25 protein-coding genes are annotated in these 26,928 nt (G+C 64.7%); 4 read left to right on the forward strand and 21 right to left on the reverse strand.

Going from position 1 to position 26,928, the window contains the following annotated elements:
- Positions 1-41 precede the first annotated feature (41 nt).
- The 11 genes from BLR80_RS04085 to BLR80_RS04135 all read right to left on the reverse strand — a co-directional run bounded on the left by BLR80_RS04085 (position 42) and on the right by BLR80_RS04135 (position 12,097).
- On the reverse strand, positions 42-1,343 hold the full coding sequence (locus BLR80_RS04085; protein ID WP_092076559.1) for a hypothetical protein: 1,302 nt from the start codon (positions 1,341-1,343) through the stop codon (positions 42-44).
- Between the two features lie 9 nt (positions 1,344-1,352).
- Positions 1,353-1,976 carry an HAD-IA family hydrolase gene (locus tag BLR80_RS04090; RefSeq protein ID WP_092076561.1) on the reverse strand — a complete coding sequence of 208 codons (624 nt, stop codon included), beginning with the start codon at positions 1,974-1,976 and terminating at the stop codon, positions 1,353-1,355.
- Complete coding sequence (locus tag BLR80_RS04095; RefSeq protein WP_092076563.1) at positions 1,973-3,388, reverse strand: sodium-dependent transporter; 1,416 nt, start codon at positions 3,386-3,388, stop codon at positions 1,973-1,975. Before BLR80_RS04095 ends, BLR80_RS04090 begins: the two co-directional genes overlap by 4 nt.
- Before the next feature lie 3 nt (positions 3,389-3,391).
- Positions 3,392-4,072: a YggS family pyridoxal phosphate-dependent enzyme gene (locus tag BLR80_RS04100; protein WP_092076565.1), complete on the reverse strand. Its 681-nt coding sequence runs from the start codon at positions 4,070-4,072 to the stop codon at positions 3,392-3,394.
- Between the two features lie 118 nt (positions 4,073-4,190).
- Positions 4,191-4,805 carry a Maf family protein gene (locus tag BLR80_RS04105; protein WP_281241583.1) on the reverse strand — a complete coding sequence of 205 codons (615 nt, stop codon included), beginning with the start codon at positions 4,803-4,805 and terminating at the stop codon, positions 4,191-4,193.
- Positions 4,802-6,157, reverse strand: coding sequence for a methylenetetrahydrofolate--tRNA-(uracil(54)-C(5))-methyltransferase (FADH(2)-oxidizing) TrmFO (trmFO, locus tag BLR80_RS04110; protein ID WP_092076567.1), 1,356 nt, complete (start codon positions 6,155-6,157; stop codon positions 4,802-4,804). Before trmFO ends, BLR80_RS04105 begins: the two co-directional genes overlap by 4 nt.
- The gene (gene topA, locus BLR80_RS04115) at positions 6,154-8,604 is read right to left on the reverse strand and encodes a type I DNA topoisomerase (protein WP_092076569.1); all 2,451 of its coding nucleotides are present in this window, start codon (positions 8,602-8,604) and stop codon (positions 6,154-6,156) included. The genes trmFO and topA overlap by 4 nt, the downstream gene beginning before the upstream one ends.
- Before the next feature lie 83 nt (positions 8,605-8,687).
- Complete coding sequence (locus tag BLR80_RS04120; protein WP_092076571.1) at positions 8,688-9,152, reverse strand: DUF494 family protein; 465 nt, start codon at positions 9,150-9,152, stop codon at positions 8,688-8,690.
- A 33-nt stretch (positions 9,153-9,185) separates the two neighbouring features.
- Positions 9,186-10,298, reverse strand: coding sequence for a DNA-processing protein DprA (dprA, locus tag BLR80_RS04125; protein ID WP_143012077.1), 1,113 nt, complete (start codon positions 10,296-10,298; stop codon positions 9,186-9,188).
- A gap of 86 nt (positions 10,299-10,384) precedes the next feature.
- Positions 10,385-11,365 carry a LysM peptidoglycan-binding domain-containing protein gene (locus BLR80_RS04130; protein ID WP_092076575.1) on the reverse strand — a complete coding sequence of 327 codons (981 nt, stop codon included), beginning with the start codon at positions 11,363-11,365 and terminating at the stop codon, positions 10,385-10,387.
- A gap of 21 nt (positions 11,366-11,386) precedes the next feature.
- Positions 11,387-12,097, reverse strand: coding sequence for a tetratricopeptide repeat protein (locus BLR80_RS04135; protein WP_092076577.1), 711 nt, complete (start codon positions 12,095-12,097; stop codon positions 11,387-11,389).
- Positions 12,098-12,344: 247 nt separating this feature from the next.
- On the opposite strand from BLR80_RS04135, the gene BLR80_RS04140 reads away from it, so the two are divergent.
- The 3 genes from BLR80_RS04140 to BLR80_RS04150 are packed head-to-tail and all read left to right on the forward strand — an operon-like array spanning position 12,345 to position 14,952.
- Positions 12,345-13,604, forward strand: a complete 1,260-nt coding sequence (locus BLR80_RS04140; protein ID WP_092076579.1) for a peptidase U32 family protein — start codon at positions 12,345-12,347, stop codon at positions 13,602-13,604.
- Positions 13,605-13,630: 26 nt separating this feature from the next.
- The gene (nudC, locus tag BLR80_RS04145) at positions 13,631-14,518 is read left to right on the forward strand and encodes an NAD(+) diphosphatase (protein WP_092076581.1); all 888 of its coding nucleotides are present in this window, start codon (positions 13,631-13,633) and stop codon (positions 14,516-14,518) included.
- Positions 14,515-14,952 (forward strand): Hsp20/alpha crystallin family protein, encoded by a 438-nt coding sequence (locus BLR80_RS04150; RefSeq protein WP_092076582.1) that lies wholly within the window; start codon positions 14,515-14,517, stop codon positions 14,950-14,952. The genes nudC and BLR80_RS04150 overlap by 4 nt, the downstream gene beginning before the upstream one ends.
- 19 nt (positions 14,953-14,971) lie before the next feature.
- Here the strand turns inward: BLR80_RS04150 and BLR80_RS04155 are convergent, their stop codons facing one another.
- The gene (locus BLR80_RS04155) at positions 14,972-15,232 is read right to left on the reverse strand and encodes a GSU3529 family protein (protein ID WP_092076584.1); all 261 of its coding nucleotides are present in this window, start codon (positions 15,230-15,232) and stop codon (positions 14,972-14,974) included.
- 67 nt (positions 15,233-15,299) lie between these two features.
- Positions 15,300-16,289: a YhdH/YhfP family quinone oxidoreductase gene (locus BLR80_RS04160; protein ID WP_092076585.1), complete on the reverse strand. Its 990-nt coding sequence runs from the start codon at positions 16,287-16,289 to the stop codon at positions 15,300-15,302.
- A 207-nt stretch (positions 16,290-16,496) separates the two neighbouring features.
- Here BLR80_RS04160 and BLR80_RS04165 point away from each other — a divergent pair, with 207 nt between their 5' ends.
- On the forward strand, positions 16,497-19,505 hold the full coding sequence (locus BLR80_RS04165) for a DUF748 domain-containing protein (RefSeq protein WP_092076587.1): 3,009 nt from the start codon (positions 16,497-16,499) through the stop codon (positions 19,503-19,505).
- Between the two features lie 58 nt (positions 19,506-19,563).
- On the opposite strand, the gene BLR80_RS04170 is transcribed toward BLR80_RS04165, so the two are convergent.
- From BLR80_RS04170 to BLR80_RS04200, 8 genes are all read right to left on the reverse strand, one after another.
- On the reverse strand, positions 19,564-20,214 hold the full coding sequence (locus BLR80_RS04170; RefSeq protein ID WP_216095168.1) for a GDSL-type esterase/lipase family protein: 651 nt from the start codon (positions 20,212-20,214) through the stop codon (positions 19,564-19,566).
- Positions 20,211-21,446 (reverse strand): LL-diaminopimelate aminotransferase, encoded by a 1,236-nt coding sequence (locus BLR80_RS04175; RefSeq protein ID WP_092076589.1) that lies wholly within the window; start codon positions 21,444-21,446, stop codon positions 20,211-20,213. The genes BLR80_RS04170 and BLR80_RS04175 overlap by 4 nt, the downstream gene beginning before the upstream one ends.
- A gap of 60 nt (positions 21,447-21,506) precedes the next feature.
- Positions 21,507-21,659, reverse strand: coding sequence for a hypothetical protein (locus tag BLR80_RS12870; RefSeq protein WP_171906305.1), 153 nt, complete (start codon positions 21,657-21,659; stop codon positions 21,507-21,509).
- A gap of 42 nt (positions 21,660-21,701) precedes the next feature.
- Positions 21,702-22,505: a 4-hydroxy-tetrahydrodipicolinate reductase gene (gene dapB / locus BLR80_RS04180; RefSeq protein WP_092076591.1), complete on the reverse strand. Its 804-nt coding sequence runs from the start codon at positions 22,503-22,505 to the stop codon at positions 21,702-21,704.
- A gap of 97 nt (positions 22,506-22,602) precedes the next feature.
- Complete coding sequence (dapA, locus tag BLR80_RS04185; protein ID WP_092076593.1) at positions 22,603-23,478, reverse strand: 4-hydroxy-tetrahydrodipicolinate synthase; 876 nt, start codon at positions 23,476-23,478, stop codon at positions 22,603-22,605.
- Positions 23,479-23,576: 98 nt separating this feature from the next.
- Complete coding sequence (locus tag BLR80_RS04190) at positions 23,577-24,362, reverse strand: hypothetical protein (protein WP_092076595.1); 786 nt, start codon at positions 24,360-24,362, stop codon at positions 23,577-23,579.
- Positions 24,356-25,741: an argininosuccinate lyase gene (gene argH, locus BLR80_RS04195; protein ID WP_092076597.1), complete on the reverse strand. Its 1,386-nt coding sequence runs from the start codon at positions 25,739-25,741 to the stop codon at positions 24,356-24,358. The genes BLR80_RS04190 and argH overlap by 7 nt, the downstream gene beginning before the upstream one ends.
- On the reverse strand, positions 25,738-26,925 hold the full coding sequence (locus BLR80_RS04200) for a hypothetical protein (RefSeq protein WP_216095169.1): 1,188 nt from the start codon (positions 26,923-26,925) through the stop codon (positions 25,738-25,740). The genes argH and BLR80_RS04200 overlap by 4 nt, the downstream gene beginning before the upstream one ends.
- Positions 26,926-26,928: the final 3 nt, after the last annotated feature.

The following is a 26,928-nucleotide window of genomic DNA, read 5'->3' on the forward strand; positions in this document are numbered from 1 at the left end:
CAGTCGATATTAAAGACCGGTCGGAATCGCCATTATTGCTCTCAGCGGCTGGCCGGGACGATGGCGGCGCCGGCCCGACGCCAGCGCAGAAACAGGGCCTCGGCGCATTCGCTGCTGATCAGCAGGAAAATGGCCAGCAGGATTCCTGGTATTCCGGGGGGCAGCAGCAAGCTGCCGAGCCAGCATAGCAGCAGATAGGTAAACTTCAACAGCGTCGCCTGACTCAGCACCAGGGTCTGATGACTGGCGGTAAAATGGGCCCGCAACAGATTGGTGGCGCCGTAAAACAGTGGAAAGATCGCGCACAGGCAGAAGGGCAGTACCAAGTACAGGCGCAGATCATCGGCCAGACCGAGCACCGAGCCGAGAATCAGCGGGTTGAATGGCAGCGCGATGGCCAGGGTCAGTGCTGCCATGCCAAGGCTGACAGAGAAGAAGAAGCGCAGCAGCACGCGGTAGTCCGCATCCGTTTCCACCAGGGTCAGATAGGCCTGCTGCAGGTTGCGCATGGGACCGGAGAGCAGAAACAGCAGGGCGCGGATGACGCCGAAGGCCGCCAGGGCCAGGGCGGCATCGGGCAGGCGGCTGATGATGGCGCTGATGACCACCGGGATGGTCTGTTGCAGGCCGGAGGAAAAGGCCACCGGCAGGGCGAAACGGAGGATTTCGAGCGGGGTTTTTTCCACGGCGCCGCTGGTCCCGATGCCGCAGCGCCAGGCGAACCAGGCCATCAGGGCCGTTTCGCAGATGATGCAGCCCAGCAGGGCGGCGGCACCGAGCTGGGCGCCGGCAAACCAGGGCCGACCGAGATGGAGCAGCAGCAACAGGGCGCCGACCCGCACCCCGGTGGCCAGACTGACCAGATGGGTGAGGCGGGCGCGGATCACCAGTCCCTGGAACAGACCGCGAAAGCCGGTGAAAAAGGGCAGCAGGCACATGGGCGCCAGCGCCTGACGAGCGGCGGCGGCGATTTCGGGCGTCACGCCGAGGATGCGGCGCAGCAACAGATCGCCCAGCGGCGTGAAGGCGATCAGCCCCAGCATCAGGGACACATAGGTGGCAATCAGGCAGACGCACAGCACCATGCCGCGCAGGGACCGCCGGCCACGGACGATGGCGATGGTGATGGTGTGGTTCTGGTACGACGGCGAGGCGAACAGCAGATGCACCACCATGGCGACGGAGAAGGCCGCCAGCGCCAGGATGTAGTCCTCCAGCCGCGCCAGGGCAGCGTTGATGATGGCGTGGGATACACTCATCAGCTGCACATTGAGCAGCAGCGGAAAGAAGAACAGGCTGAGGGTGCGCAGGGTCAGGCGCTGGGCGCAGAGGCTGTCAGGCATGGGGGTGGGTCAATCCAGATAGGCCAGCAGATCGAGGGGCGCGTCCAGTTCGCCGGCACAGGGCTGGCCGCGTCGTTCACCAAAGCCATAACGGCAGAACAATGCCGGTACGCCGGCGGCTGCCGCCGCGCCCAGATCGGTGCAATGATCACCGATCATCCAGCTGGCGGCCGCCCGGCCCTGCAGCCGGGCAAGGGCGCTGTGCAGCGGCAGCGGCGAAGGTTTCTTTTCCGCCAGGCTGTCGCCGCCAATCACCAGGGCAAAGTGCGGCAGCAGCTTAAGCCCGTCGAGCAGGCAGAGCGCCAGCCCGAGGGGCTTGTTGGTGACCACGGCCAGCGGCCGGTCGGCCAGTTGCTCCAGCAGCCTGATGATGCCGGGATAGGGGCGGCTGTGGTCCAGCAGGTGGGCGCGGTAGATGGCCAGGTAGCGCTGCAGGTGCTCGGGTCGATAGGCCGCGTCAAGGGCGCGTTGCACCAGGCGGGTGGCGCCATCACCGACATAGCTCAGGGCCGTGGCCGGCGGCAGCGGGGCCAGGTCCAGTTCCTGCCGCAGCCGGTTGACACTGTCGGCTAGATCGCGGGCCGAATCGACCAGCGTGCCATCGAGATCGAACAGCAGGCAGCCTGTGGTCATGCCAGCCCCAGAAGGCGCCGCAGCACCTGCCACAGGCCGGCTTGAATGGCCTTGTTGACCAGAATGACCGTCACTGCCAGGGGGGCCACATAGCGGATCAGGCCGTGCCACAAGGGGTAGAGGCCACCGCAGCCGCCCTGGATCAGTTCCGCCTTTTCCGCCTCGCCGCGCCAGAACCAGCCGACATAGAGGGCGATCAGTAGCCCGGCCAGCGGCAGCAGATAGCTTGATGCCAGCAGATCGGCGCTGTCAAAGAAGGTGCGCTCGCCGATCAGGTGCCAGTTCTTCAGCAGGTTGCCGGACAGGGCCGTGGGAATGCCGACGGTAAAGGCGGCGCCGGCGACACAGACACTGGCCCGCCGGCGTGACCAGCCGCGTTCGTCAATGAGATAGGCAATCTGGGCTTCGAGCAGCGAGATGTTGCTGGTCAGGGCGGCAAAGGCCAGCAGGACGAAGAACAACGGTGCCAGCAGGGCGCCGCCCTCGATCTGGCTGAACACTACCGGCAGGGTCTGGAAGATCAGTCCCGGCCCGGATGCGGCTTCGAGACCGGCGGCGAACACGATGGGAAAGATGGCGATCCCGGCCATCAGGGCAATAAGGGTGTCGAGGCCGGCGACCCGCAGGCTGACGCCGAACAGATTTTCGTCAGGCTTGAGGTAGGAGCCGTAGGTGATCATGGCGGCCATGCCCAGTGACAGGGTAAAAAAGGAGTGGCCGAGGGCTTCGAGCCAGGCGTCGGCGCTTAAACGGCCGAAATCGGGGGCGAACAGAAATCGTAACGCTTCCTCCAGACCATCGCTGCGCAAGCCGTTGACGAACAGCAGCATCAGCAGGGCCAGCAGGGCCGGCATGAGGATGCGGCTCCAGCGTTCGATCCCACGTTGTACGCCGCCGATGACCACGGCCAGGCACAAGAACATGAACAACAGATGCCACAGCCCCTGGCGCAGGCCATTTTCCAGCAGGGTGCCAAACTGGCTTTCAATGACGCTGGGGGCCAGGGCGCCGAAGCCGTCGTGCAGCGAGCGCCAGACATAATCCAGCGTCCAGCCGGCCACGACCGAATAGTAAGAGCTGATGATGAAGGCCGCCGCCACGCTGATCCAGCCGGCACCGTGCCACCAGCGCCGGCCGGGTTCCAGCGCGGCAAAGGCGCCGATGGCGTCCTTGCGGGTGTGGCGGCCGATCATCAGTTCGGCCATCATGATCGGCACGCCGACCAGGGCGATACACAGCAGGTAGACCAGCACAAAGGCGCCGCCACCATTGACACCGGCGATGTAGGGGAATTTCCAGACATTGCCCAGTCCAACGGCGCTGCCGGCCGCCGCCAGCACGAAGCCGAGGCGGTTGCTCCACAGCGGCCGCTGCGCTGCGTGGCCAGAAGCCTGGTCGTCCGGCCTGGCCATGGCCTAGTCGCGCTCGCCGAACAGGGCGGTGCCGACACGGATCAGGGTGGCACCCTCCTCAATGGCGACCTCGAAGTCGTGGCTCATCCCCATGGATAGCACCTCAAGCTGCAATGTCGCGGCCAGCTGGCGCAGCTGGCGGAACCAGGGCCGCACCTGCTCTGGATCGGCGGCATAGGGTGGCAGGCACATCAGGCCCTCAAGTCGCACATGCGCCAGCGTGCTGATCTGACTGGCCAACTCGCTCAGCTGGTCCGGCGCGACGCCGGCCTTGCTGGTTTCGCCAGCCAGATTGACCTGCAGCAGAATGCGGGCCCGCTGGCCGATCCGGCCCCACTGGCGGTCGATTTCCTGCGCCAGACTCCAGCGGTCGACGGAGTGAATCAGGGCCGTGCGGCCGCGCAGGTATTTGACCTTGTTGCTTTGCAGCGCGCCGATGAAATGCCATTCCAGGGGCAGATCCAGTTGCTGCTGTTTGTCGATGAATTCCTGCACATAGCTTTCGCCAAAAAGCTGCTGACCGGCGGCCGCAGCGGCGGCCATGGCTGCGACGGGCTGTTTTTTCGATACGGCGATCAGCTGGACGGATTCCGGCGCCCGGCCGCAGCGGCGGCAGGCAGCCTCCAGCCGCTGACGGATGGCGCTCAGGCGGGTGGCGATGGCAGAGGCGGGCACAGGTGGCATCGGTGTTCCTCCAAACAACAAACAAGCGGACAGCCAGAGGTCGTCGTGGCCGCCCGCTGAGGCTGAACGGGACGGGCGGTGAACCTGGCGCGGCGCGGGGCGGAGGGGCTGGGGAGCCTCAGGGGGCGGGTGCGAACAGCTGCCAGACGCCCAGCTGCTGCAGGTCGTCAAGCAGTTCGCACAGGGGCAGGCCGACGACGCTGGTGTAGCTGCCTTCGATGGCGCGGACCATGAAGGCGCCCAGGCCCTGAATGGCGTAGGCCCCGGCCTTGTCGGTCGGTTCACCGCTGGCAATGTACCCCGCGATTTCTGCCGCTGTCAATGGACGCAGCGCCACCCGGGTAATGACACAACGCTGGCGGCACTGGCCGGTCAGACGGTCGAAAAGGGCATAGGCTGACAACACCCGGTGCCAGCGGCCCGACAGCTGCTGCAGCATGGCGCTGGCCTCGGCGGCGTCGCGTGGTTTGCCAAACAGCTGCGTGTCACACTGCACGGCGGTATCGCAGCCAATATACCAGCGTCCGGCCTCTGGCCGGCGGCGGGCGACCTCTTCGGCTTTTTCACGGCTGATGCGCAGCACGAAGGCCTCGGCCTCCTCCTGTGGCAGCTGCTCCTCGGCGATGGCGCTGGCGATCACCTGCAGGGGGATGCCGAAGCGTTGCAGCATCTCCAGGCGGCGTGGCGAGGCCGATGCCAGCACGATGCCGCTGGTGGCCGGTTGGCTGGTCACGCGCTCACCTGCGGCAGTTGCTGTTCAATGCCGGCCAGCCAGGCGTCGAACTGGCGCAGGGCGCGCTCGGCCAGCGCCAGCCGCCGGTCGGCGCGTTTCATGCGGCCGTTTTCCAGTGGTGGGAACAGGCCGTAATTGACGTTCTGTGGCTGAAAATCGCTCGTGAGGTGACTCAGATGGCCGAGCAGGGCGCCGCAGGCGGTGACCGCCGGTGGCAGTTCAAGGGGGCGCTCCAGCAGGTCGGCACTGGCGATCAGTCCGGCCAGAAAGCCGCAGGCGGCCGATTCGACATAGCCTTCCACGCCGGTGATCTGGCCGGCAAAATACAGCCGCGGCTCGCTGTTGAGCTGCAGCCGGCCATTGAGGCAGCGCGGTGCGTTGATGTAGGTGTTGCGGTGGACGCTGCCGAGTCGTTCAAACTGCGCCTGCTCCAGGCCGGGGAGGGTGCGGAAGATGCGGCGTTGTTCAGGGTAGGTGAGCTTGGTCTGAAAGCCGACCAGGTTGTAGCTGGTGGCGTGGTGGTTGTCCTGGCGCAGCTGCACGACGGCATAGGGCATGCGGCCGGTGTGTGGGTCGATCAGGCCCACCGGTTTCATCGGCCCGAAGGCCAGGGTTTGAGGTCCACGGGCCGCCATCTCTTCAATGGGCATGCAGCCTTCAAAGTGGCGCATGGTTTCGAAGTTGCGCGCCGGTACCTTGTCGGCCTGCAGCAGGGCCGTCACGAAGGCCTGATACTGGGCCTCGTCCAGCGGGCAATTGATGTAGTCGGCTTCGCCCTTGTCGTAGCGCGAGGCACGCCAGGCTTTGCTGAAGTCGATGGAATCGGCGCTGACAATGGGCGCGATGGCGTCGTAGAAATACAGATCCTCGCTGCTGGTCAGGTTGGCGATCTGCTGTGCCAGGGCGTCGGAGGTCAGTGGTCCGGTGGCGATGATGACCGCACCCGCCGCCGGCAGGCGGGTGATTTCCTCGCGTCGCAGCTCGATGGCGGGATGCTGGCCGATGCGCTGGCTGATCAGGGCGCTGAAGGCTGCGCGATCGACGGCCAGAGCGCCGCCGGCCGGCACTGTCGTGGCGTCGGCGGCCTGTAAAAACAGGCTGCGGGCACGCCGCAGTTCCTCTTTCAGACAGCCAACGGCGTTGTTCATGCCACGGCCACGCAGGCTGTTGGAGCAGACCAGTTCGGCCAGATCGGCACTCTGGTGGGCGGCGGAGAACCGCTGCGGCTTCATCTCGTAGAGGGTCACCGTCAAACCGCGGTTGGCGGCCTGCCAGGCGGCTTCACAGCCGGCCAGGCCGCCGCCGATGATGGTCAGCTGAGGTCGGGCGGGTGTCAGGGGGCTGGAGCTCATGCTTCCGCTTCCGTCTCGGCGGCTTTCTTGCGGCTGCCGCTCTTGGCGGGTGAGGTGGCCTTTTGGGTGGCGGTTTTGCGCGGCGCGCTGGCTTTTTTCGTGGCCGCGCTGCTGCCACTGGCCTTTTTGACCGGTTTGTCGGCCGCCGGTTTTTTCTCCGGCGCCACCAGCACTTCCTTGAAGTCACACTCCGGCTGGGGGCACTTGCGCAGGGTGCCTTCGCGCTTGGTGGTTTTTTCCACCGTCAGCGGGAAATGGCATTTGGGGCAGGGTTGCGCCAACGGCAGATCCCATAGCGCGTAGGTGCAGCGCGGGTACTGGTTGCAGGAGTAGAAAATCTTGCCGTAGCGGCTTTTCTTCTCCATCAGCTCACCGCTGTCGCAGTTGGGGCAGGCAATGCCCAGAGCCTTGGGCTTGACCAGCGGCTGGATGTTCTTGCACTGCGGGTAGGCGCTGCAGGCGAGAAACTTGCCATAGCGACCGTTCTTGACCAGCATGGGCGCGCCGCATTTATCGCATTTCTGATCCGACACCTCCGGTTCCTCGCGCTCGGCGCCTTCGAGGGGTTCGGTGTGGCGGCAGTCGGGAAAACCGCTGCAGGCAAGAAACTTGCCGGCCCGGCCGAGCTTGACCACCAGCGGCTTGCCACATTGGGGGCAGGTCTTGTCGGTTTCCTCGGTGGTCAGATCGCCCTTGCTGATTTCGGCGTCCTTCTGGCGCAGCAGGGCGACAAAGGGTTCCCAGTATTCCTTGAGCAGTGGCTTCCACTGCTTTTCGCCGCGGGCTACGGCATCGAGTTGTTCCTCGAACTGGGCGGTGAAATCGTAGTCGACGTAGCGGCTGAAATGGTTCGACAGCAGCTCGTTGACCACCAGGCCGATATCCTCGGCGAAAAAGGCGCGTTTTTCCAGCCGGACATAGCGGCGGGTAACCAGGGTGTTCATGATCGAGGCGTAGGTCGAAGGCCGGCCGATGCCGTATTCCTCCAGGGTCTTGACCAGGCTGGCCTCGGTGTAGCGAGGCGGTGGCTGGGTGAAATGCTGGTTGGCCGCGAGGTCTTGCCACAGCACCGGCTCCTGGGGCTGCAGGGCCGGCAGCAGTCCTTCGGCGCTGCCATCGCCCTCATCGGGATTGTCGCTGCCTTCGATGTAGAGTTTCATGAAACCGGGAAAACGGATCACCTGGCCGCTGGCCCGCAGGGCGTAGATGCGACCGTCACCATCGCCAGCTGCGGTCTCAATGGTCACGGTGGTGGCATCGAGCAGTGCCTGAGCCATCTGGCTGGCAACCGTGCGTTGCCAGATCAGCCGATAGAGCTTGTACTGATCCGAGGTCAGGGCGCCCTTGACACGGTCGGGATGGTTGACGATGGCCGTCGGTCGGATGGCCTCGTGGGCCTCCTGGGCATTCTTGGCCCGGCTCTTGAAGACGCGTGGCCGCGCCAGGGCGTAATCGGCACCGAATAGCCGGGTGATTTCCTCACGCGCTTCGCTGGTGGCCAGTTCCGACAGCGCCACCGAATCGGTACGCATGTAGGTGATCAGGCCGACGGCTCCCTCGCCAATGTCGATGCCCTCATAGAGCTTTTGCGCCACCGTCATGGTCTTGCGGGCGGAAAAGCCCAACTTGCGGCTGGCCTCCTGCTGCAGGGTGCTGGTGGTGAAGGGCGGCGCCGGCGTGCGTTTCTTTTCCTTGCATTCCACGCTGGCCACCTGCAGCGGCCGCTGGTGCAGGGCATCGCGTATCGCGCTGGCGGTCGTTTCGTCGGCAATGTCGAATTTTTTCAGCGTCTGGCCGTCAATGGCGTGCAGGTAGGCGCGGAAGGCCTGACCCTGCTGGTTCTGCAGCAGGGCGTCAAGGGACCAGTATTCCTTCGGCTGGAAAGCGCTGATGTCCTTTTCCCGCTCGCAGATCAGCCGCAGGGCCACCGACTGCACCCGCCCGGCCGACAGGCCATAGCGGATCTTCTTCCACAGAAAGGGCGACAGGGTGAAGCCGACCAGATAGTCAAGGATGGCGCGGGCCTGCTGGGCATCGACCAGATTGCGTGATATCTGGTGCGGATTGGCCATGGCGGCCAGGATTGCTGGCTTGGTGATCTCGTGAAAGGTTACCCGCTTGACCCGCGGTTTTTTGCCGGTTTCGGACAGTTTGAGGGCTTCAAGCAGATGCCAGGCGATGGCCTCGCCCTCGCGGTCGAGGTCGGTGGCCAGAATCAGTTCCTCGCAATGGGCCACCTCACGAGCCAGCTGGGTAATATGTTTCTGGCTTTCCGGCAGAATCTGGTAGTTGGGCTCGAAGCCCGCCGCGACATCGACGGAGCCCTGCTTGCTGGGCAGGGCGCGCACATGGCCGTAGGAGGCCATGACCTTGTAATCCTGGCCGAGAAACTTCTCGATGGTTTTGGATTTGGCGGGCGATTCGACGATAACCAGGCAACGTGCCATGAGCGACATTCCTCAGTGCTTGGGTCGGCCAGATAAAAAAAGGCTGCAGAATCTGCAGCCGGCGACCTCGTTTTCAGGGTAAATCAGTGATAGGCGCGCTTGCGGTCGCTGCCGATGATGTGGGCAATGACCGGAGAGTCGCTGCGCTGACTGGTGAACAGGGCCAGTGCCGTAATGGAGCGAACCTCGCTCAGACCCACCTCACCATCACGTTCAAGGCAGGCCCGCAGGATGACCTCTTCCTCGATTTCAGGGGGAAGCAGTCCCTGGCGGCGCAGGCGGATGAGAAAACCGCGCGCCGCCCGGCTGAGACAGCGCATTTCCTCGGGCGCGAACAGGCGCAGGGGATCCTGTCGCAACGGTGGTGGGCTGTCACTGGAAGGCTGCAGACTGATTTGCTCGATCCAGCCAAAAGCCTGACGGATTTCGTCATCGTCAAAGCCGGCTTCCAGCAGTTCATCGACAATCTCCTCGGTGCTGGAAAAGTCGTCCCCGCTCAGAAAGTGTCGCGCGATGATGCCGACCAGAATGAGAATCCGCTCGTTCAAGAGACCCCTGTGAAAAACAGTTAAATCAGGCCCTTAGGCCTTAATATAGCAGCCGCCGGGACAGGCACGGGCCAACCCCTGCAGCTCCAGGTGCAGAACGATAGCGGAAAGCTCCATGGGTGTCAACCCGCATCGGCCGGCCAGTTCGTCGCAGTGGCGCGGCTGGCCATCAAGCAGGCGGAAGACCTGCAGGGCCCTGTCATCAAGGCCGGCTGGGGCGGCAGGGCCAGGGGTGCCGGCTTCGGTCAGCGGTGCTGTGGTGGATGGCGCCAGGGCATAGGCCGCCAGCACATCGTCAGCGCTGGTGACCAGGGTCGCGCCATCCTTAAGGAGCTGCAGGCTGCCGCGGCAGGTCGGGTTGAGCGGTGAGCCTGGTACGGCAAAGACATCGCGTCCGAGTTCAAGGGCGAATTCGGCGGTGATCAGGGAGCCGCTTTTCTCGCCGGCCTCGACGATCAGAATGCCCTGACACAGGGCGCTGATGATGCGGTTGCGGCCGGGGAAGTGGCCGGGACGGGGAGCCGTGCCCGGTGCGTACTCGCTCAGCAGACCGCCCCGTTCGGCCAGTTGCTGATGTAACCGGGCGTGCTCGGGCGGATAGATTCGGTCGATGCCGCCGCCGAGAACGGCAACCGTGTGACCCTGCGCTTCCAGCGCTCCTTGATGGGCGGCGCCATCAATGCCACGGGCCAGGCCGCTGACGATACAAAAGCCTGCCCGGGCCAGATCGCGCCCCAGTTCGAAGGCCAGCCGCAGGCCATCAGCACTGGCGTGGCGCGAACCGACAATGGCCAGCGCCGGTTGTGTCGGCAGGCGACCCTGCAGATAAAGCAGAGCCGGCGGATCGCTGAGTTGCTGCAGCGGTGCGGGATAGTCGCTGGCGCCGCGCCGCAGCAGGCGTACCTGGTTGTGCTGCAGCTGATCGCACAGCTGTAAAAAACACCGATCATCGGCGGCCGGGGTGTCACCCAGTCGCCGGCTCAGACCCGCCTGGCTGTGCCAGCGGTTGCGCGGTTGGGTCAGGGCATTGGCGGCGCTGCCGAAACAGCCCAGCAGGCGTTCCAGGCCGACCCGTCCCAGTCCCGGGGTCTGGTGCAGGCGGAACAGGGCCAACTCCTCCGCAGAGAATTCTGATGTCTGGATCATGGGAAAGTGTTCAGCATGGGGGCGCAAAAAAAGCGGGGCTGCCAGCAGCCCCGCCGCGTGGGGACCGGCCACCGGGGGCGGCGGTCTCAGTCGATTTCGCTGTAGACCAGATCGCCACGATAAACCGGCTCGCTGGCCTTGAGGATCAATGCGACCGCGCTGGCGTCATCGACCCGCACCACCAGGGCGCGGCCGAGCAAGCTGTCAGGCAGGCGCAGATTGCGGTCGGCCTTGGCCCGCTCGGTCGGCTGGCGTGGCCGCACGATGGTGAGCATGTTGCCGACTTCCAGTCCCTCATTGCGGCCCAGATCGATATGACAGACATCGTGCTGGCCAAGGGCGATCTTGCCCGGCGCCGCGGCCACGAGGGTGCCGTGGAGAACCTGACTGGCGCGTTTGAGGTCGATTTCACGGTTGGTTTCAGCGGGTGGCAGCAGCAGACTGCCGCGTTCGATTTCGCGGGCGGCCTGGGTGATGCGGGCACTGTAGACCTGTTCGTGGGCGGCGGTCAGTTCCAGTTCGCCCAGCCAGATCAGCTGATGGCCCAGCTTGCGGTTGGTGGCCGGATGACGTACCAGTTCGCCCAGACTGTAGATGCGGTAGCGGGCGCCGATGCGTGCCTGGGCGTCAGACATCTGCACGAACACCTCGTCACCCTGGGTCATCAGGATGCGGTTGTCGATGGTGTCGACAATGCGACCGCTGCGCTCAAGTCTGTCGGCGCTGATGAAGGTCTGCAGATCGCCGTGGGCCTCGAAGCTGATGGCGTCAACCGGCGTCGGCAGGGGTTCGGCCGTCCGGGTGATTTCCTCGCTGGCCGGCAACAGTTCGATGCGGCCATCGTAGATGGCCAGTTTCTGCCCCGGATAGATCAGGTGGGGATTGCGAATGAGTGGATTGTTGGCCCACAGACTGGGCCAGTACCAGGGATCGCTGATGAAGCGCTGTGAGATGCCCCAGAGGGTATCACCCTTTTTGATGGTGTAGATGGTCGGTGTTTCGGTCGCGCCGGCCAAAAGCGGCACCAGCAGCAGGCAGCTCAGCAGCAGGGTTTTGAAGCAACGCATGGGGCTCTCTCCTTCGGGGGCTTAAGGACCGGGCGCCGGCCGCCGGCGGGCAAGCTGGCGGGCGACATCGCTGTCGGGATAGGTTTGCTGCAACTGCAGCAGCAGCTGGTGTTCCTGCGCCTGATCTCCGCTGGCGGCTGCCAGCTCGGCCAGGCGTTGCAGGGCAAAGGGCGCCTTCTGGGCCTCTGGTGCCAGTTCGAGCAGATCGCGATAGGCGGCTTGGGCCAGCTGGGGCTGATTGAGGGCGCGGTAGGCCTCGCCCTGCCAGTAGCGGGCATTGGCGGCGTAATCATGCGTCGGGTAGGCATTGCAAAAGCGCTCGAACAGTCGTGCCGCCGTGCCATGGTCACCGACGGTGTAGGCGGCGAAACCGAGACGATAAAGCTCTGATGGTGGCTGGGCTGTCTCCTGTGAGGCTGCAGCTGTGGTCGCAGCCGGCTCGGCGACAACGGCCAGCGGCGCAGGATTGACAGCGGCTGTCTGGGGCCGTAGTTCAAGCTGATCGAGCCGCTCGTCCAATGCGGTCAGTCCCTGGTCGAACTGGGCGAGGCGCTGTTCCAGGGCGGTCAAACGCTGCTCTTGATTCTTGAGACTCTGCTCCAAAGGCGAAATCAATGGCTGTGGCGCTGGTGCGGTGGTGGCACAGGCGCTCAGGACGCCGGCCAGGCTCAACAGGGCCAACAGGCGCCGGCAGGGCCGGGCAAAACGGATCGCGACGGGTCGGGTTGTCATGGGGCCTCGTGCTGCCGGCGGGGCCGCAGCCGTGAACGGGGGTGAAAAAAGTGAAAAACATTTTATTTTCTAATGCCTTTACCCCGGCTTGTCAAGTCGGAATGCGGTCTTTTTCTTGCGCTGGCCGGCGGACTGGTCTTGGCCGGTCTTTTGCCGTATGCTGATACGCTGCCCTTCACCGCGCCGCCGGCTGCTGGCCATTTCCAGCCCGCTGGCGCCCGTAACCGATAGAACAAGGAGCTTTCTGATGCCCCGGGTGGAACTGCTGGCTCCGGCCGGCGACCTCGACAAGTTGCAGCTGGCGCTGCTTTATGGCGCCGATGCCGTTTATCTCGGTGGTGAACAGTTTGGCCTGCGTGCCCCGGCCGGGACCTTCTCGCTGCCGCTGCTGCGCCAGGCGCTGGAACTGGCCCACGGGTGCGGCCGCAAGCTGTACCTGACCCTTAACGCCTATCTGCACGCAGGTGAAATGGCGCAACTCGATGCCTATCTTGAAAGCCTGCGGCCGCTGACTCTCGATGCCTACATTGTCTCCGATCCCGGTGTGCTCAGCCGGGTGCGTGCCATCGACCCGCAACGCGAGATCCATTTGTCGACCCAGGCCAACACCCTCAATGGTCCGGCCTGTGAGTTCTGGCGAACCCAGGGCGTGGCACGCGTCAATCTCGGGCGTGAGCTGAGCCTGGCCGATCTGCGTCTGATCCGTTCCCAGACGACGGTGGAACTGGAGGCCTTTGTGCATGGCGCCCTGTGTGTGGCCTATTCCGGTCGTTGTCTGCTGTCCAGTGCCCTTACCGGCCGCAGTGCCAATGCCGGCGCCTGTGCCCAGCCGTGCCGCTGGAATTACGCCGTGGTGGAGGAAACCCGCCCAGGCCGCTATTTTCCCATTGAGGAGGATGCCCGCGGCACCTATCTGTTCAACAGCGAGGATCTGTGCCGACTCGACGCGCTACCGCAGTTGCTGGCCAGTGGCATCGATAGCTGCAAGATCGAGGGTCGCATGAAAACTCTTTACTATGTTGCCGCTGTGACGCGCGTTTATCGCGCCGCCATTGATGCCTGGTGCGCCGATCCCATCGGCTATGTCGCCGACCCCCAGTGGCGGGCCGAGCTTGACAAGGTCAGTCACCGTCCCTATATCAGTGATCTGCCGGCTGGCTCCGCCGCCGTGCACCGGGAAGATTCGCGCTATCGCCAGAGCCATGATTTTCTCGCGATTGTGCGGGCAGTGGCGGCGGACGGCCGGGTGTTGGTGGAGGGTCGCAACCGTTTTGCCGCCGATGAGCAGGTTGAGGTCATCGGTCCGGCCATGCGGACGCTGCCCTGGCCGCTGAGCGGGGCGGAGGACGAAGCCGGTCAGCCCTGTCAGCTGATTCAGCCCAATGCCCGCGTCTGGTTGCGGCCGCCGGCGCCGCTGCAGGTGGGCGATCTGTTGCGGCGTGAGCGGCCTGTTGACGCCGGCTGGCGGCTGGCCGATGGCGCCGGCAAGAAATTGAGCCCGCAATGAAGTCACCCCTGTCGCAGAGAGGTTCCATGTCCGCACCGCCGGTTTCTCCTGCCTGCTTTGCCCAGGCTTTCGAGGATGCCCTGTTTCTGCCCTTCAACCGGACCAGTCTGGCCGGCCGCTTTGAGCTGGCAGCCGCCCCCGCACCTGTGATTGAGGGAGGGGTTTGGCTGGTGTTGCAGGGCGCGCAGTTGTATCTCACCGCTGCTGGCGACTTGCCGGACGAACTGCAGCCGCCGGCCACGGCCGAATGCTGCCTGTGTGGCTGGTGGCAGCAGCGGCCCTGCGCACTGTGTCGTTGGCCCCAGGAGGCGTCACCACCGGTCGGTCTGGTGGGGTACAATCTGCAGGCCGAGGAGCCCGGCATAAGTCTGGCGCTGCTGTCTCTGGCGGCCCTCGGGCGCCAGTTGCTGCACTGGCTCGACAACAGCCGCTGCTGCAGCGCCTGCGGCACGCCGCTGCAGGCGCTGGCGCGCAGTTGGGGGCGGCGTTGCTCCGGTTGCGCTCGCGAGCATTATCCGCATATTCATCCGTGCATTATTGTGCTGGTGCAGCGCGGTGAACAGGTTCTGCTGACCCGCAAAGCCGGCTGGAAGGCGGGCCGCTACAGTCTGGTGGCCGGCTTTGTCGATGTTGGCGAATGCCTAGAGGAAACGGTGGTACGGGAGGTGCGGGAGGAGACCGGCATCGCCATTACCAATTTGCGCTATGTTGGCAGTCAGGGCTGGCCGTTTCCGTCGCAGCTGATGGTGGGTTTCACCGCCGATTACGCCGGTGGCGATATCCAGGTGGAAGAGGCCGAACTGGAAGATGCGCGCTGGTTTTCCTGCCATGATCTGCCGTTGCTGCCCGGTCGCCGCAGCATCTCGCGTTTTCTGATCGACCGTCATCTCAAGCAGCTGGGGGTTCTGCCATGACCCGTCCTGTTCTCTTGCGGACCTTTTGTCAGCAGCAGCGCCAGATGGATGTGGCGCTGCATCAACTGGGGCCCCATGTTGGTGATGCGGCCGCCGACTCCACCGCTGCGGTCGAGCCCTGGCAACCCCCCGCCGATGTGCGGGTGGATGGCGCCGACCTGCTGTTGAGCCTCGATCTGCCCGGTGTCAGCGAGGAGCAGATCTGCCTGCGCCTGACCGATGGCATTCTCGAGGTCAGCGGCAGCAGGGCGGAGACCGTCACGGCGCCGCGCTACCAGCGGCAGGAGTGTCCGCGGGGCGCCTTTTGCCGGCGCTTTATTGTGCCGGCCGATTTTGACAGCAGCCGCTTGCAGGCCCACTGTGACCGGGGTGTGCTGCATATCGTGCTGACCGGTCTGGCGCAGAGCCCGGCGCCGACGGAACTGCCGCGCTAGCAGCTGTGGCAGGACCGGCTCAATCCTGCGTTCCTGCCTGCAACTGGTGCAGTGTCCGCTGAACCTCTCCCAGGCTGCAGCCGCCGGCAAAACAGCCGCAGTCCCCGTAGGCGTCGTAATCCTTCACCTGTTGCTGCAAGCGGTGCAGGAGCGCTGTTTGCTGTTGGTAACGCTGGGGTTCGGCAATGATGCGGCCGATCTGCTCGGCCAGTTCATCCGGTAACTCGGCCTGCTGTTGCTGTTGCGCCACGCTGTTGCGCAGCTTTTCGAAGATGTCCATCGGTACCTCTCCTGTTCGTGTTTCCTGTCCTTCAATCTTGTGAAAATCCGGCCGCAGATTTGCTTTGCTACAGTCGGATCAGCACCCGGCCATGGCTCTGGCCGGCCAGCATGGCGCGCAGGTAGTCCTCCAGCTGTTTCAGACCGATTTCCGTTACCAGTTGGTCCAACGGCAGCTGGCTGGCCGCATCGGCCAGCAGTTGCCAGGCCTGCTGGCGCCGGCTCATGGGGCATTCGGCCGAATCGATACCGATCAGACGCACGCCGCGCAGAATGAACGGATAGACATTGAGGGACAGTTCCGGCGAACCGACCAGGCCGTAGCAGGCTACCACGCCATCATAGCGGCAGGCCTTGAGGGCGGCGGCCAGGGTGGCACCGCCGACACCGTCGACCACGCCGGCCCAGCGCGGTTTGAGCAGCGGTTTGTCAGCGCCGGCGACTGCTGCGGCACGGTCAATCACATCCTGGGCACCAAGTTGGCGCAGCCAGTCGGCCTGTTCCGGCTTGCCGCTGGCGGCGGTGACGGCGTAGCCGGCGCGACTGAGCAGCAGTACGGCCAGGCTGCCGACAGCTCCGGTGGCGCCGGTGACCAGCACCGGCGAGCCTGCGGCAACGCCCTGTTGTTGCAGAGCCTGCAACGCCAGGGCGGCAGTCAGGCCGGCGGTGCCGAAGATCATGCTGCTGCGCAGGCTCAGTCCCGCTGGCAGGGGCAGGGCCCAGGCACTGGGGACGCGGATGTACTGGCCAAAACCGCCATCGGTCTCCATGCCCAGATCATAGCTGGTGACAATGACGGCTGCGCCAGGCGCGAAGCGGCCATCGCTGCAGGAAACCACCTCGCCGGCCGCGTCGATGCCGGGGGTATGGGGAAACTGACGGGTAACGCCGGGATGACCGCTGGCCGACAGGGCATCCTTGTAGTTGAGGGACGAGTAGCGCACGCGCACCAGCAGCTCGCCGGCTGGAAGATCATCAATGGAGCGTTGGATGATTTGCCGGCTGAAGATTTTGGGTTCCGGTTCGCTGACCTGCAGGGCGGTAAAGGTTTCGGCCATGACTTTCCTCCTGGGCCGGACGGGACCGGCCGATCTGGTATACTGTTTTGGTCGCCTGCTTGCCGACTCAGCCGGCGGCCCGATGCGGTGGAGCGGATATGGCACCAAGCTGGATGCTTGTCGCCAAAACCGCAGCATAACGGAAAAAACGTCGTTTTGAAATCCTTGCGACCGCTATGACGTGTCTTTTGCCCCGGAGGTTCTCCCATGGAAGATGAACGTTCCGCACACGCCGACCCGGTTGCCCCTGTGCCGCCGCCTGTTGGTGCCGGCAGCGGGGTGTCCCGGTGGCAGCGCTGGCTCCGTTGCTTGCTGGCATTGCTGGGGCTTAGCGGTCTGTTGCTGGCTGCCCTGCCTCACGCCCTGCGGCTGGCGGGTGAAACCTGGCTCAACCGCCAGCCTGGCGTGAACGCCCATATCGAACGGGTCGAACTCAATCTGCCGCAGGGCCGGCTGGCGCTGCAGGGTCTGGAGTTGCGCCGCCAGGGCGAACCGGTGCTGCAGATTGGCCGGTTGTGGTGTGACCTGGCCTGGGGCGCCCTGGGGCAGCGTCGCATCGAGCTGACCGAGTTGGGGCTTGATGATTTTTTCATGACTCTGCGTCAGCCTGACGGCCAGCCGCTGGAGCTGGCCGGCTTTTCCCTGCCGGTATCCGCCGCGCCGGAGGCAGAGGACGTGCCGCAGGCGGCAGCAAAGCCCTGGGGATTTGGTTGCGACCGCCTGCAGCTGCGCGCCCTGCGGCTGGGCTGCGATCTGCCCAGCTACCAGGGCACCCTGGAGCTGGTGCGAACGGATATGACCGCCCTGGCCAGCTGGCAGCCTCAGCAGGAGACCCTGGTGCAGTTGCATCTGCGGCGCGAGGAACAGCATCTGCATCTGGATGCCCGCCTGCAACCCCTGGCCAGCGATCTGGTCGGTCAGGGCGAGGTGCGGCTGCAGGATCTGCAACTTGAACCCCTGGCGCCGCTGCTGGCCCTGGCCGGTATCAAACAGCCGCAGGGCGCGGTGCAGTTGCAGGGCCACTGGCAACTGACACGCGCCGCCAGTGGCCTGTTGCAGCTGGGCTGGCAAGGTCGGGTGCAACTGGCGGCATTGGCCCTGCGTCAGGCAGAACTGGCGCTGGGGCCGCTTGATCTGGATTGGCAGGGCCAGCTCCGTTTGCAGCAGTCGCCGGAGAGTTTGCAACTCCAGCTCGATGGTCCACTGCAGCTGGAACGGTTCGCGCTGAACGAGGCGGCGGCCGGGCTGCAACTGCAGCAGCAGGGTTTTTCCTGGCAGGGCCAGCTGGAGCTGAAACAGACGTCGCAGATGCTTGAGCTCAATCTGACCGGCGATCTGGCGCTGGCGGCGTTGGATTTGGCGCTGCCAACGGCGGACCTTCAGTTGCGGCAGGAGGGTTTTTCCTGGCAGGGCCAACTGAAGCTGAACCAGGCGCAGCAGGTGCTTGAGCTCGATCTGACGGGTGATTTGGCGCTGGCCGATCTGCAACTGCAGCAACCGACAGCGGATCTGCAGCTGCAGCAACAGGGCCTGCACTGGCAGGGGCGTGCGCAGCTGTTGCCGGGGGAGCTGCCGGATGCTGGTCGGCAACTGCGGTTGGCGGGTAGACTGCGGCTGCCACAGCTGGAAGTGCGTACCGGGCAGCAACATCTGCAAGCGCAGCTGCGCCAGCTGGAACTGCACACCGAGATGCAGTTGCCGCTGGAACAGCCGCAGTTACTGCAGTTGTCCGCCGATCTGACGCTGGGGCCAGTGCAGCTGCGCGATCAGCGGGACGGTGCCCTGCTGAGTGGCTGGCAGCGGCTGCGGCTTGAAAGCGTGCGCTTGCAGGATGAAACCGTGCAGCTTGGCCCATTGCGGATTGAGGGACTGGAGGCTTTGCGCCTTGCTGGCGCCAGCGCGGCGGCGGTGCTGCAGTGTCGCCAGTTGCAGCTGGATGAACTGTCTTGGTGGGGGCAGCGGCCGGAACTGGCGGTTGGCCCTGTGCTGATCGACGGCTTACAACTGGCCCTGGAGCGGCCGGTCGACGGGCCGTTTAATCTGCAGGCCTGGCAGCAGCGTCTGCAGCCGCTGGGCGAGTCCGCTCCGGCGGGTTCGTCCGCAGCAACGCCGCAGCACGCATCACGGGAAGACGAACCGGCAGCTCTGGCACCGCTGCATTGGCGACTGGCGTCGGTCCGCTTGCGCGATGGTGGCTTGCGACTGAACGATCGCCAGCCACAGCCGCCGGTACAGCTGCAGCTGAGTGCGTTGCGGTTTGATCTGGGCGCCCTGGACAGCCGTCAGCCGCGGCGGGAGACGGCGGTGGCACTGGCGCTGGCGACGGGGCAGGGTGGCCAGCTGCAACTGAGTGGCCGCTGCAGCCCCCTCGATCCGCTGCAGCAGGCCGATCTGCAACTGGATCTGCAGCATCTGGCGTTGACCGATTTCGCTCCCTATATCGAGGAAACCCTCGGTTACCGTATTCGCCACGGTGCCGTCGATCTGCAGGTGAAGGCGCTGGTTCGTCAGGGCCAGATTGATCTGCATAGTCAGCTGAGTTTGCGAGCGCTGGAGCTGGGCAATCTGACGCCGGAGCAGGAGGAGCGGGCCAGCGCCGGGCTGGGCATGCCCCTGTCGCTGGCCCTGGCGCTGTTGCGTGATGGCCAGGGCGATATTCACCTGGAATTGCCCTTTGCCGGCGATTTGAGTGATCCGAAACTTAATATTGGCCCAGCAGTGCGCACGGCCCTGGTGAAGGCGGTGCAGAAAACCCTGCAACTGACCCTGGCACCGGTGGGGGCGCTGTTCAAGGTGGGCCAGCTGGTCGGCCTGGGTGGCCCGCTGGCGCTGGAACCGGTACCCTTTGTGGCTGGTACGGCCGAACTGTTGCCGTCGGCGGCGCCACAACTCAAAGCCCTGCGCGAGCTGCTGCAGCAGCGCCCGGCACTGCGCCTGAAGCTGTGTAGTGGCCTGAGCCCGGCCGATGTGGCCCTGCTGCCGCCGCCTGAGGGGGTAAAACAACCGCCGCAGAAGAAAAAGGCTGCCGCGGCGGCGCAGGACGCTGCTGCGCCCGCTTTCGATAGCGAAGTGGCCCGCGAACTGCTGCGCCAGCGCAATGCGGCGCTGTTGCAGCGCCTGGGCGGCGACGGCGGCGCGCAGCCGGGCCAGCTGCTGCCCTGTCAGCCCGATATCCGCGTGCAAGCCGATCCGCCGCAGGCGCAGCTGAGTTTTTGACGGCGCTGGTGGCCGGACTCCTCGGCTGCTGTGGCGCTGTCGCGGCCGTGGCAGCCTGTCAGTCGCTGGCCGCTGTTAGAAGCTCGGCCAGACGTCCGGCCAGTTCGGCATAGCCGGCGGCGTTGGGATGGACGCTGTCGCTCTTGAGTTCGCGGCGGCGCAGAATGTGGCGCAGGCCATCGCCTTCGTAAAGGGCGCCGAATTCCCTGGCCAGCCGCGGATAGAATTCGGGCACCGTCAGACTCAGGTCTGGTTGGGGCACGCCGATGAGCAGCACGGCGCTGCCCTGCTGGCGGATCAGCTCCAACATGGCGCGCAGATTCTGTTCCAGCGCACTCTGGGATTGTCGCCGCAGCAGGTCGTTGCCGCCGCTGCACAGGATTACCAGGTCCGGCTGTTGCTGCTGCAGTACCTGGGGCAAACGGCGCAGTGCCTCGGCGCTGGTTTCGCCCGGAATGCCGCTGGCGATGACCTGGCGGCCGAGCCGCTCGGCGAGCTGGTCAGGATAGGATTGACCGCTGGCGGCACCCGTGCCGGCGGTGAGGCTGTCGCCGAAGGCCAGAATGACGGCCGTTTCATCAAGGGCGGCCAAGCGAGGGCCGCGTTCGCAGGCCAGGGCCGTCAGCAATGCCGCCACCAGCAGCAGGCTGGCACCAAAACGAAGGGCCGTCCTTGGACGGCCCTTGTGTGTGACGGGGGAGAAAATCACTGGCCCCAGCCGTTGCGGATGCGCTCGACGGCCTGTTCGACATTGGCGCGCTCGCCGAAAGCGCTCAGGCGGAAGTAGCCCTCGCCACTGGGGCCGAAGCCGCTGCCGGGGGTACCGACCACCGAGCACTGATCGAGCAAGCGGTCGAAAAAGTCCCAGCTGCTCAGGCCGGCCGGAGTTTTCAGCCAGATATAGGGCGCGTTGACCCCACCATAGCAGCGGATGCCGGCGGCCTGCAGGCCTTCACGGATAATGCGGGCGTTTTCCATATAGAAGTCGATGACTTGCTGGACCTGTGCCCAGCCTGTGGCGGAGTAGACGGCAGCGGCGGCGCGCTGCACCGGGTAGGACACGCCGTTGAACTTGGTGCTTTGGCGCCGGTTCCACAGGGCGTTGAGAGCCACCTGGCCGCCTTGGCCGTCGCTGGCCTTGAGTTCCTGCGGCACCACGGTGAGGCCGCAGCGTACACCGGTGAAGCCGGCGGTTTTGGAGAAGCTGCGCAGCTCGATGGCACAGCGTTTGGCGCCCTCGATCTCATAGATGGAATGGGGAATGCCCGGCTCGGTGATGAAGGCTTCGTAGGCGGCGTCAAAGAAGATCACCGCGTCGTTGGCCAGGGCATAATCCACCCAGCCCTTGAGCTGCTCGCGGGTTGCCACCGCGCCGGTGGGATTGTTGGGGAAGCACAGATAGATGATGTCGACCTTTTGCTCCGGGAAGGCCGGCAGGAAGCCGTTCTCTTCGGTGCAGGGCATGTAGACGATGCCCTCGTAGTAGCCGCGCGCGTCGCAGGCGCCGGTGCGGCCGATCATCACGTTGGTATCGTTGTAGACCGGATAGACCGGGTCACCGATGGCGACCACATTGTCGAGGGCGAAGATGTCGAGAATGTTGGCGCTGTCGCATTTCGAGCCATCGGAGATAAACATTTCCGACACATCCAGCTCGACACCGAGGGGTTTGTAGGCCTTGTCGATGATGGTCTGGATCAACCAGTCGTAGCCCTGCTCGGGACCGTAGCCGTGAAAACGGTCGCTGCTGGCGAGATCGTCAACGCCCTGGTGAAAGGCGTCCAGCACCGCCGGTACCAGCGGTTTGGTGACATCGCCGATGCCCAGGCGGATGATCTGGCGTTCGGGATGGGCCTTGGCGAAGGCGCTGACGCGGCGGCTGATTTCAGGAAACAGGTAGCCGGCCTTGAGTTTGAGATAGTTGGCGTTGATACGGGCCATAAGGGCAACAACTCCTTTAAATGCAAGGGGTGAAAGGGACAGGCGAATCCGGCAGGGCGATCAGGGGCTGGCCTGGCCGCCACTGCCTGACTGAGGGCCGCTCTGCATCCACAGGCCGATGGCTTCGAAGTCGCGACCGAGGCCGTGACAGGTTTCGCAGCCGCTCAGGGCCAGGCACAGCAGAACCGTCAGAACGGGGAGCATCAGACGCATGGGTTTCCTCCGCAACGAACCAGTACAGGTAGGGGTGCGCTGTTAGCGCAGGCCAAGGACATCCTGCATATCGTAAAAACCGCGCTCTTTGTCGCTCAGCCACAGGCAGGCACGGGCGGCGCCGCGGGCGAACATGTCGCGGCTCATGGCGCGATGGCTGATTTCGATGCGCTCGCCCATGCCGATGAAGTAGACGGTATGCTCGCCGACGATGTCGCCACCGCGCACGGTCTGCATGCCGATCTCTTCGTGGCTGCGCTCACCGCACAGACCCTCGCGGTGGTAGTTGGCCACCTGGTTGTAGTCGCGGCCCAGGGCTTCGGCCACCACCTCGCCCATGCGGACGGCGGTGCCGGACGGAGCGTCTTTTTTCTTGTTGTGGTGCAGCTCAACGATCTCGACATCGAAACCGTTGCCCAAAATGGCGGCGGCTTCCTTGAGCAGTTTGAAACAGGCATTGACACCGACACTCATGTTGGGCGCCAGCACCAGGGCGCTGTCACGCATGATGGTGGCCAGCTCATCGCGTTGCGCCGGACTGAAGCCGGTGGAGCCGATGACCATCTTCTTGCCGGCGGCGGCGCAGACGCGGGCGTTTTCCAGGGTGACGGCAGGAAAGGTGAAGTCGATCAGGATGTCACAGTGGCGCAGGGCGGCGGCCAGATCGTCGGTCAGCGGTATGTGCAGCGGGCCGCAACCGGCCAGGGTGCCGGCATCCTGACCCAGGGCCGGGTGGCCGGGCCGTTCGATGGCAGCACCGAGCCGCAGGCCGGTGCTTTCCTGTACAGCGGCGATCAGGCGGCCGCCCATGCGGCCGGCGGCGCCGGTAACAGCAATACTGAGCATGTCGGATTCTCGCGGATTGGGGTCAGTGGAAAAACAGCCGGCCCGATCTGCCTCGGGCCGGCCGGCGGTGTGCTGTCGAACCGGGTGAACGGCCGGACTAAAGCAACTCGTAGCGGCCCATCACCTGCTTGAGCTTCTCCAGACTGGCGCTTTGCAGTGATACCAGCGGCAGTCGCACCTGGTCACCGCAGCGACCCAGCAGGGCGGCAGCGGTCTTGACCGGTACCGGGTTGGATTCAATGAACATGGCGTTGTGAATGTCGAGCATCTTCAGGTGCAGCGCGCGGGCCTCATCCCAGCGGCCAGCCTCAATGGCGCTGACCATGGCCTTGACCTGCTTCGGCATGATATTGGCGGTCACCGAAATCACGCCCTTGGCACCAATGGCCATCAGGGGCAGGGTGAGGAAGTCGTCACCGGAGAGTACGTCGATCTTGTCGCCGGCCTTGCTGAGAATCTCGCCGGCCTGGGTGACATCGCCCGAGGCTTCCTTGATGGCAACGATGTTGGAAATCTCGGCCAGGCGGATGGTGGTGGCGGCCTGCATGTTCATGCCGGTACGGCCGGGCACGTTGTAGAGGATCTGCGGCAAGGCGACGGCCTCGGCGATCGCCTTGTAGTGCTGGTACAGACCTTCCTGCGAGGGCTTGTTGTAGTAGGGGCTGACCAGCAGCAGGCCGTCGGCGCCCATCTCCTTGGCGTGACGGCTGATCTCGATGGCTTCGGCAGTGGAGTTGGAGCCGGTCCCGGCCACGACCGGCACCCGGCCACGGGCCTGTTCGATGCAGGCGCGGATGACCTGGTCGTGCTCCTCATAGCTGAGGGTGGCCGACTCGCCGGTGGTGCCGCAGGGCACCAGCACATCGGTACCGTTTTCAATCTGAAACTCCACCAGCTGGCGGAACGCCTCCTCGTCAACGCTGCCATCGGCGCGAAACGGCGTAATGATGGCGACCATGGATCCTTTGAACATGCTGTTCTCCTCCTCTGCGAAAGCCGCGATAACCTATTGGAAAAAAGACGAAACAGGGTTTGAGCCGTGCACTCTGATACCATAGCCGTTCGACAAAGTCAAAGACCCTGCGGCAGCTGCGGGCAGGCTTCGATGGCAGTACCGAGGCGGCTTTCCACGATCTGTTCGCCGTATTGCACCACCGAACGCAGGGCGTACTGGTAACATTGACCGTTCTGCACCCGGCTGTCGCGGTACAGATCGGCGGTGATGGGACTGCTGTTGAGCGGGCGCGGACCATAGTAGGCACCGGCGTCGCAGCGGTAGAGGTTGACCCCGAGCCAGCTGCCACCGCTTTGGCGGGCGGCGTCCTGCAACTCGGCCGCAGACCAGCGCAGCTCCACCTGGTGGGCCAGGGCGCGTGCCGCCGGTGCCGGTGGCGCTGGTGGCGCCGGCAGCAGCGGCCGGTGCAGCAGGGTTTCGGCGCCGCTGCCGCCGGCGCGGGTCAGTGGCACGATGCGGTAACGATAGCCGGTGTCCTCGTCGACGGCATTGTCCCATAGATAGTAGCGCTGGCTCTGGTCGTTTGCCGGCCCGGCCAGGTCGACCTGGCGCCACAGTTGCTGGGGAATGCGGCATTCAGGGCAGCCTTTGGCCGGCTCGTAATCGATCTTGTACACGGCGAAGCCCTTCAGATCGCTCAGGGGGCTGCCATCCTGATTGGCCCGCGGCGCATCCCAGCCCAGCAGCAGGGCGTCACCCTTTTGACTCAGGGCCGCTTGGCCGACCGCCTGTGGCAGTGGCTGGCGCAGCGGTTTGAGCGGCCCGCGTTTGCCGCAACCGCCGAGGCCGGTCAGTGGCAATGCCAGCAGCGCTACGAGCAGCAGGCGGGTGGGCTTCAGCATGTGCCCTCCAACTGCTGGCGGGCGCGGACGATTTCGCCGGCCACGGCACTGCGGGCGGTGCCGCCGGTGGCCGTGCGGGCGTTGACCGAGGCTTCCAGGGTGACGAAGTCGTAGATGTCGGCCTCGATCAGCGGACTGAAGCGGCGGAACTCCTCCAGACTCAGGTCGGGAATGTCCTTGCCGGTCTCGACGCAGTAGCGCACCGTCTTGCCCACCACCTCGTGGGCCTGCCGGAAGGGCAGACCCTTGCGCACACAGTAGTCGGCCACGTCGGTGGCGGTGGAAAAGCCGCGGGCGGCGGCGGTGCGCATGTTGCCGGCCTTGATCCGCATCTGCGCGATCATGTCGGCGAAGATCTTCAGGCTGCCCTTGACGGTGTCGATGCTGTCGAACAGGGGTTCCTTGTCTTCCTGCATGTCCTTGTTGTAGGCCAGCGGCAACGCCTTCATCAGGGTCAGCAGGCTGATCAGGTTGCCGTAGACGCGGCCCGTTTTGCCCCGTACCAGTTCGGGTACGTCGGGATTTTTCTTCTGCGGCATGATGGAACTGCCGGTGCAGAAAGCGTCTGACAGCTCAATGAAGTCAAAATCGGCGCTTGACCAGAGGATCAGCTCCTCGGCCAGGCGTGACAGGTGCATCATCAGGGTGGCGCTGGCGGCGCAGAACTCAAGGGCGAAATCGCGATCGGAAACGGAGTCAAGACTGTTGCGGGTGACACCCGCGAAGCCAAGTTGCTGCGCCACCCACTCGCGGTCGATAGGGAAGGTGGTGCCAGCCAGGGCGCCGGCCCCCAGTGGCAGCTGGTTAAGCCGGCGGCTGCAATCCTGCAGGCGGCCGCGGTCGCGCTGGAGCATCTCGAAGTAGGCCAGCAGGTGGTGAGCCAGCAGCACCGGCTGGGCGGTCTGCAAATGGGTGTAGCCCGGCATCAGGGTGTCAAGGTTGGCCTCGGCCTGATCGAGCAGGGCGCCCTGCAGGCTGGTGAGGAAGGCCAGAATGGCGGCGATCTCGTCGCGCAGGTACAGACGGATATCAACCGCCACCTGATCGTTGCGGCTGCGGGCCGTGTGCAGCTTGCCGCCGACCGGACCGATACGCTCGATCAGGCGGGCCTCGATGTTCATGTGAATGTCTTCAAGGGCGACGGAAAAGTCGAAGCGGCCGGCCTCGATATCGGTCAGGAGGTCTGTGAGACCGGCGAGAATCTGATCGGCTTCGGCGGTGGTGAGAATGCCCTGGCGCGCCAGCATGCGGCAATGGGCCATGCTGCCCTGAATGTCGTAACGGTACAGACGCTGATCGAAGGTGATGGAGGCGGTGAATTCCTGAACAAATTGGTCGGTCGGCTGGGTGAAACGGCCGCCCCACAGAGGCTGACTCATGCGGTTTCTCCTTGGCTGTCGGAAATGTCCGGCGCGCTGGCGGCCGGGTTGGTGCCGCGCGGATCGATACTGTGCCAGCCACCGGCGGCATCGGCGGCATAGACATGGTGCACCTTCAGCGGCATGCGGGTGGTGCGCGGATCGGTTTCGTGAAAGACCGGCAGATTGAAATAGTACAGCCGGCTGGCGGTGCCGAAACGCAGGCGGCACAGCGGCAGGCCAGCAAAATCGTCGGTGCTGAACTCGCTCAGTTGCAGCGTCGGCAGCTTGTGGTTTTTGTGGATCACCACGGCGGAGTGACCGAAGCTGTCCGTCGAGGGCAGCGGCAGGCTCTCGCGTGTGCTGCCGGCGCTGTTGCAGAACAGGGTGATGCAGTCGCGTACGCCGGGGGCGGCTTCGAGCAGTTCGCCGTAGAAGCCGTGCAGCACATCGCGGAAGACGCGGTGCTCCGGCTTGGGGTTGCACTCCAGCACCGCCAGCAGGTCGAGACGCTGGCGGGTTGAAAAATACAGCTGGTTGGCGTGATCGATCACCTGGCGGATGTTCGACTGGTAGAGGGTGCGGTAGAGATAGTCGAAACAGATCAGCGCCATGAAATTGAAGCCCGTTGGCTGGCTGCGCCACAGCGGAAAGATCTTGCCGTGGTAGAGATCGTGACGCGCGTCGATGGTTTCCTCGCCGGCGAAGGGGTGGCTTTTGGCCTGCAGAAACACGCGGCTGCGGCCGTCGCCTTCGCGGATGCAGGTCAGGGCGCTGTTGACCTTGAGCCCCTCGATGTCACCACTGCGGCGATCCTCGGTCACGGATTGCAGCAGTTCGGCGTTATCGGCGGGGAAACGTTCCACCAGGGCGTGAAAATCGGCCACCGCCATGTGTTCCAGGCCGATCATGCAAACGCTGTTGTGTGGCAGCTGGCGTTCGGCGGCCTGCAGGGCATCATCGACAAAGGCCAGCGGCAGTACCGCCTCGGGCAGCAGCATGAAATGCAGTTTGCGCAGGTTGCCCTGAGCCTGGCCGACCAGATCGAACAGGCCGGCGATGCGCTGCCATTTGCGCGCGCTGATCGCCGCCGGGTCGGTTTCACCGGCAAAGCGGATCTGGTTGGGAATCTGGCACAGCAGGCAGTGCAGATGGTGTCCGGGCGGAAAGTCAAGAAAGACCGGTTTTTCGACAATACGGAACATGGG

The sequence above is a fragment of the Desulfuromonas thiophila genome, assembly GCF_900101955.1.
Classification (GTDB): domain Bacteria; phylum Desulfobacterota; class Desulfuromonadia; order Desulfuromonadales; family Desulfuromonadaceae; genus Pseudodesulfuromonas; species Pseudodesulfuromonas thiophila.

Excerpts from the sequence above, each read along its gene's own strand:
- BLR80_RS04175 (WP_092076589.1), bottom strand. The coding sequence starts at position 21,446 with ATGGCCCGTATCAACGCCAACTATCTCAAACTCAAGGCCGGCTACCTG.
- dapA (WP_092076593.1), bottom strand. The coding sequence starts at position 23,478 with ATGTTCAAAGGATCCATGGTCGCCATCATTACGCCGTTTCGCGCCGAT.
- argH (WP_092076597.1), bottom strand. The coding sequence starts at position 25,741 with ATGAGTCAGCCTCTGTGGGGCGGCCGTTTCACCCAGCCGACCGACCAA.
- BLR80_RS04130 (WP_092076575.1), bottom strand. The coding sequence starts at position 11,365 with ATGCGTTGCTTCAAAACCCTGCTGCTGAGCTGCCTGCTGCTGGTGCCG.
- BLR80_RS12870 (WP_171906305.1), bottom strand. The coding sequence starts at position 21,659 with ATGCGTCTGATGCTCCCCGTTCTGACGGTTCTGCTGTGCCTGGCCCTG.
- BLR80_RS04200 (WP_216095169.1), bottom strand. The coding sequence starts at position 26,925 with ATGTTCCGTATTGTCGAAAAACCGGTCTTTCTTGACTTTCCGCCCGGA.
- BLR80_RS04100 (WP_092076565.1), bottom strand. The coding sequence starts at position 4,072 with ATGCCACCTGTGCCCGCCTCTGCCATCGCCACCCGCCTGAGCGCCATC.
- BLR80_RS04165 (WP_092076587.1), top strand. The coding sequence starts at position 16,497 with ATGGAAGATGAACGTTCCGCACACGCCGACCCGGTTGCCCCTGTGCCG.
- BLR80_RS04140 (WP_092076579.1), top strand. The coding sequence starts at position 12,345 with ATGCCCCGGGTGGAACTGCTGGCTCCGGCCGGCGACCTCGACAAGTTG.
- trmFO (WP_092076567.1), bottom strand. The coding sequence starts at position 6,157 with ATGAGCTCCAGCCCCCTGACACCCGCCCGACCTCAGCTGACCATCATC.
- BLR80_RS04155 (WP_092076584.1), bottom strand. The coding sequence starts at position 15,232 with ATGGACATCTTCGAAAAGCTGCGCAACAGCGTGGCGCAACAGCAACAG.
- BLR80_RS04090 (WP_092076561.1), bottom strand. The coding sequence starts at position 1,976 with ATGACCACAGGCTGCCTGCTGTTCGATCTCGATGGCACGCTGGTCGAT.
- dprA (WP_143012077.1), bottom strand. The coding sequence starts at position 10,298 with ATGATCCAGACATCAGAATTCTCTGCGGAGGAGTTGGCCCTGTTCCGC.
- BLR80_RS04160 (WP_092076585.1), bottom strand. The coding sequence starts at position 16,289 with ATGGCCGAAACCTTTACCGCCCTGCAGGTCAGCGAACCGGAACCCAAA.
- BLR80_RS04190 (WP_092076595.1), bottom strand. The coding sequence starts at position 24,362 with ATGCTGAAGCCCACCCGCCTGCTGCTCGTAGCGCTGCTGGCATTGCCA.
- BLR80_RS04150 (WP_092076582.1), top strand. The coding sequence starts at position 14,515 with ATGACCCGTCCTGTTCTCTTGCGGACCTTTTGTCAGCAGCAGCGCCAG.
- dapB (WP_092076591.1), bottom strand. The coding sequence starts at position 22,505 with ATGCTCAGTATTGCTGTTACCGGCGCCGCCGGCCGCATGGGCGGCCGC.
- BLR80_RS04135 (WP_092076577.1), bottom strand. The coding sequence starts at position 12,097 with ATGACAACCCGACCCGTCGCGATCCGTTTTGCCCGGCCCTGCCGGCGC.
- BLR80_RS04095 (WP_092076563.1), bottom strand. The coding sequence starts at position 3,388 with ATGGCCAGGCCGGACGACCAGGCTTCTGGCCACGCAGCGCAGCGGCCG.
- BLR80_RS04085 (WP_092076559.1), bottom strand. The coding sequence starts at position 1,343 with ATGCCTGACAGCCTCTGCGCCCAGCGCCTGACCCTGCGCACCCTCAGC.
- topA (WP_092076569.1), bottom strand. The coding sequence starts at position 8,604 with ATGGCACGTTGCCTGGTTATCGTCGAATCGCCCGCCAAATCCAAAACC.
- nudC (WP_092076581.1), top strand. The coding sequence starts at position 13,631 with ATGTCCGCACCGCCGGTTTCTCCTGCCTGCTTTGCCCAGGCTTTCGAG.